Origin of the sequence: Pseudoalteromonas sp. 120-MNA-CIBAN-0494 (genome assembly GCF_040308885.1) — a bacterium.
Classification (GTDB): Bacteria; Pseudomonadota; Gammaproteobacteria; order Enterobacterales; family Alteromonadaceae; genus Pseudoalteromonas; species Pseudoalteromonas nigrifaciens.
This window is the reverse complement of sequence record NZ_JBEOOE010000028.1, coordinates 17,203-30,845: the sequence shown is the minus strand read 5'-3', so window position 1 is coordinate 30,845 and position 13,643 is coordinate 17,203. Positions and strand designations below refer to the sequence as shown.

15 protein-coding genes are annotated in these 13,643 nt (G+C 39.6%); 8 read left to right on the top strand and 7 right to left on the bottom strand.

Going from position 1 to position 13,643, the window contains the following annotated elements:
* Positions 1-113 precede the first annotated feature (113 nt).
* On the top strand, positions 114-1,127 hold the full coding sequence (locus AAEY55_RS14440) for a DUF5924 family protein (RefSeq protein ID WP_089368522.1): 1,014 nt from the start codon (positions 114-116) through the stop codon (positions 1,125-1,127).
* A gap of 42 nt (positions 1,128-1,169) precedes the next feature.
* Here AAEY55_RS14440 and AAEY55_RS14435 read toward each other — a convergent pair whose 3' ends face one another.
* Positions 1,170-1,670 (bottom strand): YgjP-like metallopeptidase domain-containing protein, encoded by a 501-nt coding sequence (locus AAEY55_RS14435; protein ID WP_350551894.1) that lies wholly within the window; start codon positions 1,668-1,670, stop codon positions 1,170-1,172.
* A 44-nt stretch (positions 1,671-1,714) separates the two neighbouring features.
* Positions 1,715-2,563, bottom strand: a complete 849-nt coding sequence (locus AAEY55_RS14430; RefSeq protein WP_011328605.1) for a DUF72 domain-containing protein — start codon at positions 2,561-2,563, stop codon at positions 1,715-1,717.
* Positions 2,564-2,811: 248 nt separating this feature from the next.
* On the opposite strand from AAEY55_RS14430, the gene aspS reads away from it, so the two are divergent.
* The 3 genes from aspS to AAEY55_RS14415 all read left to right on the top strand — a co-directional run bounded on the left by aspS (position 2,812) and on the right by AAEY55_RS14415 (position 5,561).
* A complete protein-coding gene (aspS, locus tag AAEY55_RS14425; RefSeq protein ID WP_350551890.1) occupies positions 2,812-4,590 on the top strand; it encodes an aspartate--tRNA ligase in 1,779 nt (592 codons plus the stop codon).
* A gap of 128 nt (positions 4,591-4,718) precedes the next feature.
* The gene (locus AAEY55_RS14420) at positions 4,719-4,949 is read left to right on the top strand and encodes a hypothetical protein (RefSeq protein ID WP_011328602.1); all 231 of its coding nucleotides are present in this window, start codon (positions 4,719-4,721) and stop codon (positions 4,947-4,949) included.
* Positions 4,950-4,964: 15 nt separating this feature from the next.
* A complete protein-coding gene (locus AAEY55_RS14415) occupies positions 4,965-5,561 on the top strand; it encodes a pentapeptide repeat-containing protein (protein WP_011328601.1) in 597 nt (198 codons plus the stop codon).
* Positions 5,562-5,589: 28 nt separating this feature from the next.
* Here the strand turns inward: AAEY55_RS14415 and AAEY55_RS14410 are convergent, their stop codons facing one another.
* Positions 5,590-5,913, bottom strand: coding sequence for a hypothetical protein (locus AAEY55_RS14410; protein ID WP_011328600.1), 324 nt, complete (start codon positions 5,911-5,913; stop codon positions 5,590-5,592).
* A gap of 146 nt (positions 5,914-6,059) precedes the next feature.
* Positions 6,060-7,262 carry a bifunctional alpha/beta hydrolase/OsmC family protein gene (locus AAEY55_RS14405; RefSeq protein ID WP_197182166.1) on the bottom strand — a complete coding sequence of 401 codons (1,203 nt, stop codon included), beginning with the start codon at positions 7,260-7,262 and terminating at the stop codon, positions 6,060-6,062.
* 276 nt (positions 7,263-7,538) lie between these two features.
* On the opposite strand from AAEY55_RS14405, the gene AAEY55_RS14400 reads away from it, so the two are divergent.
* Complete coding sequence (locus AAEY55_RS14400) at positions 7,539-8,378, top strand: isopenicillin N synthase family oxygenase (RefSeq protein WP_058373708.1); 840 nt, start codon at positions 7,539-7,541, stop codon at positions 8,376-8,378.
* 51 nt (positions 8,379-8,429) lie between these two features.
* On the opposite strand, the gene AAEY55_RS14395 is transcribed toward AAEY55_RS14400, so the two are convergent.
* Complete coding sequence (locus tag AAEY55_RS14395) at positions 8,430-8,852, bottom strand: DUF1801 domain-containing protein (RefSeq protein WP_011328597.1); 423 nt, start codon at positions 8,850-8,852, stop codon at positions 8,430-8,432.
* 150 nt (positions 8,853-9,002) lie between these two features.
* Between AAEY55_RS14395 and AAEY55_RS14390 the strand changes: the two genes are divergently transcribed.
* Positions 9,003-10,403 carry a DEAD/DEAH box helicase gene (locus AAEY55_RS14390; protein WP_011328596.1) on the top strand — a complete coding sequence of 467 codons (1,401 nt, stop codon included), beginning with the start codon at positions 9,003-9,005 and terminating at the stop codon, positions 10,401-10,403.
* A 104-nt stretch (positions 10,404-10,507) separates the two neighbouring features.
* Here AAEY55_RS14390 and AAEY55_RS14385 read toward each other — a convergent pair whose 3' ends face one another.
* Entirely contained in the window at positions 10,508-11,251 is a 744-nt protein-coding gene (locus tag AAEY55_RS14385) for a DUF3307 domain-containing protein (RefSeq protein WP_350551885.1), read from the bottom strand.
* Positions 11,251-11,874, bottom strand: a complete 624-nt coding sequence (locus AAEY55_RS14380) for a hypothetical protein (protein ID WP_041454486.1) — start codon at positions 11,872-11,874, stop codon at positions 11,251-11,253. The genes AAEY55_RS14385 and AAEY55_RS14380 overlap by 1 nt, the downstream gene beginning before the upstream one ends.
* A 150-nt stretch (positions 11,875-12,024) precedes the next feature.
* On the opposite strand from AAEY55_RS14380, the gene AAEY55_RS14375 reads away from it, so the two are divergent.
* Entirely contained in the window at positions 12,025-12,528 is a 504-nt protein-coding gene (locus AAEY55_RS14375; RefSeq protein ID WP_086999215.1) for an NYN domain-containing protein, read from the top strand.
* Between the two features lie 190 nt (positions 12,529-12,718).
* The gene (gene nudC, locus AAEY55_RS14370; protein ID WP_179808245.1) at positions 12,719-13,642 is read left to right on the top strand and encodes an NAD(+) diphosphatase; all 924 of its coding nucleotides are present in this window, start codon (positions 12,719-12,721) and stop codon (positions 13,640-13,642) included.
* Position 13,643: the final 1 nt, after the last annotated feature.

The following is a 13,643-nucleotide window of genomic DNA, read 5'->3' as shown; positions in this document are numbered from 1 at the left end:
AATAAGCTAAGGGGTTTTATGCTATTTATGTGTTGTTCAGGTAATTACTTTAAGATAAAACGCTTATGTTTTTAAGCGCTTTAGCATGCACACTTGTACGGACCCCAAATTAGATGGACTATTTTAAAAGTTTAATAACAAAATTTATAATCGCAATGCAACAGCGGCCGGGATTATTAGCAGTAATAGCATTTTGCTCTGGTGTGGCAAGTTATGTGTTAGTTGAGCGAAAAGAATCGTTTTCGCAATTTATTGCCATATTTTTGCTAGTGAGCTGGGTATGGTTAATTATTGATAACTGGTTGCGCGATAAAGTAGAGCAAAGATTTGGTGTCGCGGTATCGCCCAACTTTATGCGCTTTGCTTTACAAATGGTGCAACAAGAAAGCCTGTTTTTTGCTTTGCCATTTTTTTTAGCGGTAACGCAGTGGGATCACCCGCAAGCTATTTTTACCGCGCTAATGATAATGTGTGCAGTCATATCGGTAATTGATCCTTTGTATTATAAAAAGTTAGCAAAAAATCGCATGTTATTTGCGGTGTTTCATAACTTTGCATTGTTTGTCGTTATATTGGTTACTTTGCCTATTTTATTTAATGTAACTACTAGCCAAAGCTTAGCAATTGCTTTGGTTACTGCTGTTATTTTTACCCTCCCCAGTTTAGGCAACTTAATGCCTAATACCCGCTGGTGGCGATTTCCTTTATTGGTAGTGATTTTGTGTATATTGAGTGCTGGCTTATGGCAACTACGTAGCTGGGTGCCGCCAGCGGCTTTGCGCTTAACCGATATTACTTTATCGCACGAGGTTGATTTAGAGCAACGCCAACCTATTGGTAATATTAAGCAATTAGACTCTTATTCACTACATCATCAGGGGTTATATACGTGGACTGCTGTTAAAGCGCCCAGAGGATTAAATGAAAAGATATTTCATGTGTGGCTATACAACAATAAAGAAGTAGATCGGATCACACTAAATATAAGTGGTGGGCGAGAGCAAGGTTATAGAGCGTGGACCCATAAAGTAAATTTCCCAACTGATTCTGTCGGTAAATGGCAGGTGCAAGTAGTAACAGAATCGGGGCAACTTATAGGTTTAACTAAATTTACAGTTTTGCCTTAGCTAATGTGCATTTACTAGCGCGTTTACGGCAATTTAATTAGCTCATTTTAAGTAAGGATTATTGCCTTGCTCTACAGCCACGCAAAAAATGCGTAAATCAAGCTCTAGCTGGTGGTAACTTGGCTCCATGTGACAACAAAGTTTATAAAAACTTTTGTTATGGTCTTTTTCTTTAAAATGAGCGAGCTCGTGTACCACTAAGGCTTTTAATAACGGCTCGGGAGCGCGCAGTAAATCACTGTTGATGGCCAAATCGTGCTTGCGAGTTTTACCTTGCATACGACAGGTGTGCGTGCCAAGTGCATTAGTGACCATGTCGCCTTGCTTTTTAAATGCGGCGCGACCAAACGGCGGGGCATTTTTTAAATACTGTTTTTTAAGCTCTGTGGCGTAGCTAAAAAGTGCTTTGTCGCTGGTAATATTATGTGCCTGCGGATACTTTTTAAGTAAGTAGTTACTTACTTTATCATTGCTGATTAGATTTAATACTTGCTCAACAATGTTTGCAGGGTAGCCGGTAAAATAACGTGCATATTCACTCATGTTGCTCTCTAAGTTCTAACATTTTATTTGTTGTAAGTGGTTATTTAAAACAGTGCTTGCTGGTGGGCTTCTGCCTCGCCGCTAAATGGATTTAGTACCTTGTGGTTATAACCTAGGTCCTTACAAAACTGCCTTGCTAATAATGGTGCTTCTCGGTTGTCTGCGGTATGAAAAAATACATAGGGCGTTTTTCCTTCATCAAGCCACTGTTTTACTTTACTAAGCCAAGGCTTATAAAAGGTTTTATATTCACTTTGTAAATTAGCAATAACAAAACGTGCCATGGGTTGCTCACTTGTAGCAATAGCATGCACGGGCAGATGCGGCTTTTTTTGTTGTGCATCAATCAGCGCTTCTGTATTCGCTTTAACTGCAAATAGGGCGCGGGTATCCATGGCTATACGGTTTATGTTATTTGCCATTAATAATTGATTAAGCGCTATTTCGGCTTCACCCTTTTGAAAAAATGCCGGATGGCGAACTTCTACCCCAAAGTTTAGCTCTTTGGGTAATAGACTAATAAATTGCGCTAACTTGGGTAAATCATTAGGGCCAAAGGCACTTGGCAGTTGCAGCATAATTTGCCCGGTTTTTTCTAAAATTGGTGCAAATAAGTTAAGCCAAGCGGTTAGCTCGTTGTGTACATTAGTCAGCTTTAGCTCATGGCTAAAGCGCCGATGAAACTTAAAGGTAAATTTAAAATCGTCGGGTACACTGTTTGCCCAGCGTAAAAGAGTACTTGGGGATGGATCGGCGTAAAAGCTGGTATTTCCCTCTACAGAGTTAAAATGTTGCGCGTATTGGCTTAGCATATCGGTATTTTTACATTGGCTCGAAAATAAATTGCCTTTCCACGCATTGCTTGACCACTGTGGGCACCCAATATATAGCATACAAACTAACGCCTAATTATAAAGTAGCTATAGTGTATCAAATAATAAAATATGCTGCTTTAAATCCGATGCAAAAAACGACACCCGCCCTAGTATCTTCATATCACTTGCGTATAATACAGGGCTTAATTTGATTATTTTGAATTGCTAGCGGTGTTATTTTTATATTCGTATTTATAAAAAAGATTTACCCTACTTAAAACGAATGTTTTTTGACCGTTGCACTCCTTTTATCTGACAGGAAAACTATGCGCTCTATATACTGCGGACAGCTAAATAAAACTCACATAGATCAAGAAGTTGAACTATGTGGCTGGATCAACAAACGACGTGACCTTGGTGGACTTATCTTTGTCGATTTACGCGATAGAGAAGGTTTAGTACAAGTTGTATTCGATTCTGACATTGAAGAGTTAATGAGTTCAGCTAACACGCTTCGCCAAGAATTTTGTGTGCAGTTAAAAGGTATTGTACGTGCACGCCCAGATAGCCAAGTAAATAAAGACATGCCTACAGGCGAAATCGAAATTTTAGGTACTGAGCTTAATATTATTAACCGCTCAGAGCCATTACCACTTGATTTTAACCAAGTGAACTCTGAAGAGCGTCGTTTAAAATACCGCTACCTAGACCTACGTCGTTTAGAAATGAGCGACCGCATTAAATTACGCGCTAAAGCAAGCAGCTTTGTGCGTCGCTTTTTAGATGAAAACGGCTTTTTAGACATAGAAACACCCGTACTTACTAAAGCAACGCCAGAAGGCGCGCGCGATTATTTAGTGCCGAGCCGTGTTCATAAAGGTAGCTTTTACGCATTACCGCAGTCGCCGCAGTTGTTTAAGCAATTGTTGATGATGTCGGGTTTTGACCGTTACTACCAAATTGTAAAATGTTTCCGTGATGAAGATTTACGTGCCGATCGCCAACCTGAGTTTACTCAAATAGATATTGAAACCTCGTTCATGAGCTCTGATCAAGTACGTGGTATGACTGAAAAAATGATCCGCGAAATGTGGCAAACATTGTTAAATGTAGATTTAGGCGATTTTCCAATTATGCCTTACAGCGAAGCAATGAGCTTATACGGTTCAGATAAGCCTGATTTACGTAATCCAATGAAGCTTGTTGATATTGCCGATTTAGTTAAAGACGTAGAGTTTAATGTTTTCTCAGGCCCTGCAAATGACGAAAAAGGCCGTGTTGCGGTATTAACTGTACCAGGTGGTGCTAAGCTTTCGCGTAAACAACTTGACGATTACACTAAGTTTATTGGTATTTACGGCGCTAAAGGCATGGCGTGGATGAAAGTAAACGATCACACTGCGGGCGCAGAAGGCGTGCAGTCACCAGTAGCTAAATTTTTAACTGCAGATGTAATTACTCAGTTACTTGAGCGTACTAATGCACAGTCGGGCGATATTATTTTATTTGGTGCCGATAAGCGCAACACAGTAAATGAAGCAATGGGCGCACTGCGCGTTAAAATTGGTATTGATTTAGAAATCACTAACCTTGATAGCTGGGCACCACTTTGGGTTGTAGACTTCCCAATGTTTGAAGAAGATGACGAAGGTACGCTGCACGCTGTACATCATCCATTTACTGCGCCAAAAGACATGAGCGCAAGTGAACTTGAAGCAAACCCTGCGGCTGCTATTTCAGATGCGTACGATATGGTATTAAACGGCTACGAAGTAGGTGGCGGTTCGGTACGTATTCATAATGCTGATATGCAAGAAGCTGCGTTTAGAATTTTAGGTATTAATGAGCAAGAGCAACAAGACAAGTTTGGCTTTTTACTTGACGCACTTAAATACGGTACGCCACCACATGCTGGTTTAGCTTTTGGCCTTGACCGTTTAGCTATGTTGCTTTGTGGTACTGATAACATTCGTGACGTTATTGCGTTCCCTAAAACTACGCAGGCGTCGTGTTTATTAACCAATGCGCCAAGTAAGCCTAATGCTGATTCGTTAGCAGAACTTGCAATTAGCGTAGTAGAAAAAGCGGTACTAAGCGCAGAGTAAATTATTTTTACAGTGTTTTGTAAATATGCGTTAGATAATTAAAAATTAAACCCTTAAGTGTAGGCTTAAGGGTTTTTTTATGGTTAAATTTAGTACTGCAATAATCATACAGATGAAAAGGAATTCTTATGTCAGTTAACATCACTCTTTTTGGCGAGTTTATCGCTTTTTTTATACTTTTATTAGTGCCTATTTTTGCTTTTATTAGTTATAAATTAGGTAAACGAAAAAGTACTAATCCAGGTGTCATTGCTTTTGTTGGTGGCTGTTTATCGCTAATTTTACCTCTGGGTTTAATATTTATAGCGATACTCGCGCTGAAAAAAGATCTCCCTAAAAAAGCTCAATTTGCGCGTTAAGGTAATATTCAGACCGTGTCTATAGAAAATAATAATCACTATTTTGATCAACAATTTACAGCATTAGCACTGACAGAGCAGGTTTTTGAGAATATAGAGTTTGAAGACTGTACTTTTACAGATTGCGACTTTTCAAATGGCCAATTTAAACACTGCCGTTTTATAGAATGCAGCTTTAAAAAATGCAATTTAGCATCACTAAAATGGGGTTATAGCTCACTCGAAAATGTTGACTTTAGTCATTGTAAATTAAACAGTATACAGTGGAGTGATATAAACTGGCCGCAGCTTAGTGTTAATGCTGCTGTGAGTTTTAGTCACTGTGAGCTTAGCCACAGTTCCTTTTTTGAACTAACTCTAAAAGCACTTAAACTAACAGATTGCTTTGCAAAAAATGTAGACTTTAGGCACGCAAATTTAGCTAAGAGTAAATTTAGCGGTACTGATTTTCGTGATAGCGAGTTTTTTCAAACTAATTTAAGCCAGTGCGACTTTGTTGGTGCCACGCAATTTAATATCGATTTAAATAGCAACCAAATAACCAAGGCTAAATTTGAGCGTTTTGAAGCGTTGAATTTACTCAGCGGATTAGGTGTGGAGCTGGTGGATTAGCCGTTACTACACGGCTAATTAAGCTTTTTTAACAGCTAGGGCCATTTTTATTACGTGCACTTGCAAGCACTCTGGCTATTTCAAGCAACGCTGGCGAAATATCGGTTGCGCCATCTTTAATTAGCTTAGTTACATCACCCGACGAATATAAGCTATCGCGAGACGATTTAATGCCTAAACCACGTACATAGTCTTTGGTTTTACCCGTGCTGCCGGTTTCAATAAACTTAAAAATAATGCGTTCGTTATCACTTTTAGGTTCAGCTTTTAATACTTCAATTTCGTCTTTATAGGCTTCGATTCGGCTTTGTAAAATTTCAATTCGTTCTGCAATGGTGTTATATGATTTCATGGATGGATTCTTTTGCTAAAAATATTGGAACAATGACGGTTATTATCGCACACATTTAAAATAATTAATTATTTAGCTTAACAAGATGAAAAAATAGCGCAGCTTTAACTGCGCTATTTTATATACAGAATTAAAATTATTATACGTTACTCTACCAATTCACTTATCACCAGTGGGTTATTGTGCAGGGTTTTATGCACTGGGCATTTATTAGCAATTTCGAGAAGGCGCGCGCGTTGCTCGGGGGTTAAGTCGCCCGTTAAGGTGATTTTACGCGTAATAGCTTCAACACCTTGGCCTTGCTCTGCGTCACCGTCTTGTTTTTTATAATCGCGAGTGTGCTCAAGCTCAACTTTGACATGTTCCAACGGTAACTTTTTATGACTCGCATACATGCGCAGTGTCATAGAGGTACACGCGCCAAGCCCCGCGAGTAAATGCTCATACGGATCTGGGCCTAGATTTTTGCCCCCCATTTTAAGTGGTTCGTCAGCAAGCCAGGTATGCTCTTTGGTGCTTACGTGCTGAGTAAATACATGGTCTTTTTCTTCTACTAATACGCTGCCATTATTTAATTTAGCCGTATATTTAGTTTTATCGTAATTTACATAACGATTGGCCCAGGTGGCAATAATATCTGCTGCGTAGTCGGCATCGTTTTTATTAGTAAGTAAGTGATCGGCGTTATCTAGGCTAATAAAGCTTTTAGGGTGCTTAGCTGATGCGTAAATTTTTTCGGCTTCGCTAATATTTACAGTCGCGTCAATAGGGGAGTGCATTACTAATAATGCGCGCTTAAGTTTACTTATGTGGCTTTTATCGTACTTAGCTATATCGTCTATAAATTGTTTTTTAATAGTGAACTCGCGGCCTGCTAAATTTACTTTAGCTTCGCCAGCTGCGTTAATTTCATCTAGGTGGGCTTTAAAGTTGTGTGCTACGTGTTGTGCATCTGACGGCGCACCTATGGTAGTAATTGCCGATACTTCTGGTATGTGCTCTGCAGCGGCCAGCACTGCTGCTCCACCTAAGCTGTGGCCTATAAGTAGCTGCGGCGCACCAAAATGTTCACGCAGGTGATTAGCGGCCGCTACTAAGTCTTGAATATTAGATGAGAAATTACTATTGGCAAAGTCGCCATCGCTATTACCTAAGCCGGTAAAATCAAATCGTAATACTGCAATCCCTTGTTGTGTGAGTGCACGGCTGATACGTGTTGCCGCCGCTATATCTTTGCCACAGGTAAAACAGTGTGCGAATAGGGCGTAAAATTTAATTTCACCAGAGGGCAGTTCAAGTTGTCCTGCCAATTTTAAATCACCACTTTTAAAAGATACTTTTTGTCGCATGAGAAGCCTTAATACTTAAATTTAAGTACAAAATAATAAACATTACTATCATAGTTCAGAGATAGGTGCGAAGTGATGTTATTTCAATCTTTATTTATAATTTGATTAAGATCAACTCGATTGCTCACCTAGCCAAGGTGCGGACATATGTCCTTATGATTTTAGGGCTGTTTGTCTATCCTCACGGTGGTAATAATACAGGCTTTGCTGCTTAAATAGAGTAATCTACCTCTATAATGTAAATGATCTCTCACAACCTATTCACTGGAATGTACAATGCAATTACCTACTGTTGATTATAAAGCGGACAATGCGGCTGCTCAATTTGTTGAATCATTAAGAAATACCGGCTTTGGGGTATTAAAAAACCATCCAATTCCGCAATCTTTAGTTGAGTCTATTTATAAAAATTGGCAAGACTTTTTTAACTCAGATCAAAAGCAGGACTTTTTATTTTCTAAAGACACCCAAGATGGCTATTTTCCGCCTTCGGTATCTGAAGTGGCAAAAGGCTGTAAAGTTAAAGACATTAAAGAGTATTTCCATGTTTATCCTAAAGGCCGTGTACCTGCCCAGTTAGAAGCAGACATACGTGAGTACTATCGTTTAGCTAATGAGTTTGCAGCAACGCTTTTAAGTTGGGTACAAGCAGAAGCACCAGCAGATGTGCGTGCTAAATTTTCGATTGACTTAAAAGATATGATTGCTAATTCTGAGCAAACATTGCTGCGTATTTTACATTACCCACCAATGACCGGCGATGAAGAGCCTGGTGCTATTCGTGCAGCTGCGCATGGCGATATTAACTTGCTAACTGTATTACCTGCTTCTAATGAACCGGGTTTACAAGTTAAAAATACCGAAGGCGGTTGGTTAGATGTTCCTTCTGATTTTGGTTGCTTGATCATTAATATTGGTGACATGCTACAAGAAGCGTCGGGTGGTTATTTCCCTTCAACAATTCATCGGGTAATTAACCCAACAGGTAAAGCGTCTAGTAAGTCGCGTATTTCATTACCACTATTTTTACACCCTCGCCCAGATGTGGTGTTATCAGAGCGCTATACTGCTGATAGTTACTTGCAAGAGCGTTTACGTGAGCTTGGCGTTAAATAACTAGTAAATATCGCGATATAAAAAAACGGCTTTTTAGCCGTTTTTTGCGTTTTATAACTGCGGGTAGCGCTGCTGCATAATGTTGAGTGACCTTGTAATAATCTGCGCGAGTATCGTTAAATCCACTTTAGCTAGGTTTGTAATATATAAACAGCTTTTACCTAAACTGTGCTTTCCTAACTGGTTAAGTAGGGTTTTAATCGTCTCATCTTCAAAGCCGGGCATTATATAAATACATAGCTTGGTTTTACGCGGGGAAAAGCCAGTGAGTGGCCATTTTTCACTGCTGCCAGAGTTATGTTTATAGGTGTAGTGGCCAAAGCCAATAATATCCTTACCCCATACAACGGCTTGCTCATTAGTGACTTTTGTAAATAGGGCGAGTAATGTTTTCGCCTCATCTTCCCGCTTAGTCTCTACATTATGTAAACACTCAACTAAAGTTATTTGGTTTGCTTGGGTTTTTAAGCTCATAAGTAACTCTTTAATTTATTTTTAGCGGTAGTTAATAGTAGCAAAAAATGAGTACTAAAAGTTGGATGTGAATATTTTTATGCAATATTGCAGGTTATAGGTATAATGCGCGCAACTGGCTAGTTTAGCCTTATTTAAAAGAGAGTTTATATGAGTTTTGAAGGTTTAGGTTTATCACAGTCTTTAGTTAATGCGGTTTTAGAGAAGGGCTATGAAACGCCAACGCCAATTCAGGCTCAAGCAATTCCGGCGATTATTGAGCGTCGTGATGTGATGGCAGCAGCGCAAACAGGAACAGGTAAAACAGCGGGTTTTACACTGCCACTTATTGAGCGTTTGTCTAGCGGTCCTAAAGCTAAAAGTAACCATGTGCGTGCACTTATTTTAACGCCAACACGTGAGCTTGCTTTGCAAGTTAGTGAAAATGTTGAAGAGTACGCAAAGCATTCAAATGTAAGCTCGTTTGTAGTTTACGGTGGCGTTAAAATTAACCCACAAATGCAGCGTTTGCGCAAAGGGGTTGATATTTTAGTGGCAACTCCGGGGCGCCTAATCGATTTACATAATCAAAATGCGGTTAAGTTTGATAGTGTTGAAGTATTAGTTCTTGACGAAGCTGATCGCATGCTCGACATGGGCTTTATTCATGATATTAAACGCCTGATTGCAAAAATGCCTGCAAAACGTCAAAACTTAATGTTTTCGGCAACCTTTTCTGACGAAATTCGTGCACTGGCAAAAGGGTTGATAAACGATCCGGTTGAAATTTCTGTTGCTGCAAAAAACACCACAGCTAAAAGCGTTACTCAGTGTGTTTACGCGGTAGATAAACCACGTAAAACAGCGTTATTAAGCCACCTAATTCGTACTAACGATTGGCAGCAAGTATTAGTATTTAGCCGTACTAAGCACGGTGCAAACCGCTTAGTTAAACAACTAGAGCGCGATGATATTGTTGGCGCGGCTATTCATGGCAATAAATCGCAAGGCGCACGTGTTAAAGCCCTTGATGGTTTTAAAAGCGGTGAAGTACGTGTGTTAGTTGCAACCGATATTGTTGCCCGTGGTTTAGATATTGTGGAGCTTCCACACGTTGTTAACTACGACTTACCAAACGTATACGAAGATTACGTGCATCGAATTGGCCGTACTGGCCGCGCCGGTGCATCGGGCCATGCAATTTCGTTTGTAACCACGGAAGATGCAGTGGATTTATACGGCATTGAGCGCTTTATTGGTGAGCTTATTCCTCGTGCTACCGAAGAAGGTTTTGAGCCGGTTAACCCAGTACCAGAGCGCGACTTAGATGCGCGTCCAATCGCTCCTAAAAAAGCTAAAAAGACCAATCAGCCATTTAATAAGCCTAAATCTGACAGCAGCAAGCCAAATAATAAAAAGCCTAATAATGGCGGAAACGGTACGGGTGCGCGCAGAGGCGGTTCTAAAAAGCCAGTAGCTAAAACGGATGATAAAGCGCAAAGCCCATGGGCAAAACGCGAATCTGTTGGTGGTAATACTCAGCGCCGTCGTCGTCCAAGTAACAACGATTAATAATACTTTTAAACGCTGATACAAAAAACGCGCTTACTTGCTTTACAAGTAGCGCGTTTTTTAATGGGGATTTTTTAGTGTGTATGCTTTGCTATTATTACAGGCTAGCTGATTAAGTAATTAATTCCTAATCCTACAAATAAGGTAACACTTACGCTAAGTAGTGTGCCTAGCATTACATATTCGGTGAGCTTTTTATCTTTACTGGCACTTAAATCGCCAAATCTAAATACAGATTTAGCGGCAATTAAAAACCCTAGCCCTGCAAACTGATCTAATAAGATAAACGTCAGCATCAGTACTCTTTCAAGCATGCCAATACTTTGTCCAGCTAAGGGCAGGCTACCATCACTTGAAAAGTGGTTGGTTATACGCTCTAACATCATTCTTATAAATACGGCACTGGGATTTAAAATAATGAGGTAACCAGCTATAACCCACAGCGCTTTTGAGTTGGTTAATAGCGCCATTACACTGTTAGTAAACTGCAGATTGTCAGTTAGCCAAATACTTATCGCAATAATAATGATGATATGTGCAATTTGGTCGAATAAAAAAGGCACTACGCCTTTATTAGAGTACGATTTTGCAATATCAATAAAGTAGTGGCTAATCACGATAATACTGGTGGCAAGAAATACGCTACTCAGTTGTTGCCAGCCAAAGGTATACTCCCAAAGCGTAATAATTAGTGCGCTAGTCACGCCGTGAACTAATACATGGTAGTAAAGTTTTTTTGCTTTAAAGTGGCGGGTGTTTCTGTCGTTTACCCAGTTCATGGGTTGCCAGTAAAAATCGGCGAGTAGGTGGCCAATAATAAGGGCAACGAGTAAGAGTGAAAATGCCATTATTTACTTCCTGCGATTATTTTTTGGATACATTGCTGAGTGTATTTAATAAAACGCTCTATTAGTTGGTAATGCGCTAAATTAAGCAATTTAGTAACATTCTCCCGGCTTGTTTTTAGCTCTTTAGCTACAGCGGCATGGCTGTTGTCGGCTTTAGTTAAGTACACATACAAGGCATTGGCCTGCTTTAGCGTAATTTTAGTGAGTAACACATCTACAAAGGCTAGATTAAGGCTTAAGCTCTCATCGAGTTGTTGCTCTGCAATATTAATAATAAAGCGTTGATTGGCTATTTTATCTAGCCCTTGCCCAGAGAGAGTAAAGGCAGAGCCGGTTGCGGTTTTTATATCGCTGCGCGGATTATCTATTTTCCCTAAAGCCATACTTTGGCGTAGTTCATACCCCGATGCTTTTAAGTGTAAATACACTAAAATAGCGGTTTTAAATAATTGCTCTGGGTTGTTTAACTGTAATTGAAAGGCATCGCCTCGGTATATATTCCAATGAGTGCGCTGTGTGGTAATACTTCTTAGGCTTTGCTCTAGCTGATAAAGCATGGCATCGTACTGCTGCTGAGGAATAGTTTGTGATTTAATAATGTCGCCGCTGATCACACCAATCATATGAGCCTCGAAATAGTTACTTTTTAAAATGTAACCTAAATTGGTTACATGGAGTTAAGTAACCAATTTAGGTTACTTAAATAAAAAATGCAAGGTACACTTATTTTAATAGCACCACGCCATTACTATAAATCCTGATTAGGAAATTAAATGACTTCACAACACGAGCTGCAAAATACCAAACCCCGTGTAGGTATTTTTGTCGATGTACAAAATATTTATTACACTTGCCGTGAAAGTTACGGAAAAAACTTTGATTACAACGCATTTTGGCGAGTTATGGCGCAGCAATATAATATTGAATGTGCGTTTGCTTATGCAATTTACCGAGGGGATGAAAAACAAAGCCAGTTTCAAAATATTTTGCGTGCAATTGGTTTTGAGGTAAAACTTAAGCCATTTATTCAACGCCGCGATGGCAGTGCCAAAGGCGACTGGGATGTGGGTATAACCATTGATATGCTTGAGCATGGTAAAAACCTTGATAAAGTTATTTTACTCTCTGGTGATGGCGACTTTGCTTTATTGTTGGGGCATTTAAAAAGCCAATATAATGTTCCGTGTGATGTATATGGCGCTGATAGGTTAACCGCAGAGGCATTAAAACAAAGTGCTGAGCAATTTCATTTAATCGACAATACATTTTTGCTTTAAATCAAGGTTTACTAAATAGCCAAAAAATAACACTCACATAGGCTATTAGCCCCTGCAACATGAGACTTTTTAATACTGCAGTGTTATATAGCAATTAAGCCTATTTTAGGCTTTTTTTATCGCGCTAATAAATTGGGTTTACTAAAGGGTTATGGTAATTTTAAAACATAACGTGTACCTAAGGATTTAAATGCTTCATTACAGCAACATGCCACTAGACAGAGGCTCAAATTTTCGTAACGACCCAGAGTGGCTTAAAGCGCATATGTCGGCGCAAAGTAAGTGGGTTTTAGTTAAAAATAATCAAACCTTATTTATTAAAGATACCCCAAAAGTTAGTTATTTATCGTATCAACAGGTTGCCCATTTAGATTTAACGAATGCTATTTTTGTTGGCTTAAACAATGCAAAAGATGGGGTGTTTGCTCTTGATGTATCTAAGCTAGATACGAGCATACTTGATCCTTTAATTGACGGCGCACAGTTTGTTGACATACGCCAATACGGCCCTCAAGTAACCATTAAATACGCTTCAATAGCGGCACTTGCACGCGGCTTATGTTATTGGCATGCAACCCATAGTTTTTGTGGACGTTGCGGCAGTAAAAATCATTTAGTAGAAGCCGGGCATTCGCGAGTATGCGAAAACGAAAACTGTAAACACCCTACTTTTCCGCGCACTGATCCTGCAGTAATTATGGTGGTTACTAAAGTGTTTGCCGATGGGGTAGAGCGCTGTTTACTAGGTCGTCAAGCTGCGTGGGCGAGCGGTATGTATTCGTCGTTAGCGGGCTTTGTTGATCCCGGTGAAACACTCGAGCAAGCAGTTGCTCGTGAGGTAAAAGAAGAGGCGGGTATTGAAGTAAATAATGTACGTTATGTTGCATCACAACCTTGGCCGTTTCCTTCATCAATAATGCTGGGCTTTTTTGCCGAAGCGGTTACAGAAGATATTAATGTTGATAAAAACGAACTTGACGATGCTAAGTGGTTTAGTCGTGAAGAGTTACGCCAGTTTGGTAATTGGCATGACGAAGGGGAGCATTTAAAGCTTCCCAGAACAGATTCTATTTCTCGCTATTTAATTGAGTACTGGCTAAATAATAAGGATTAAG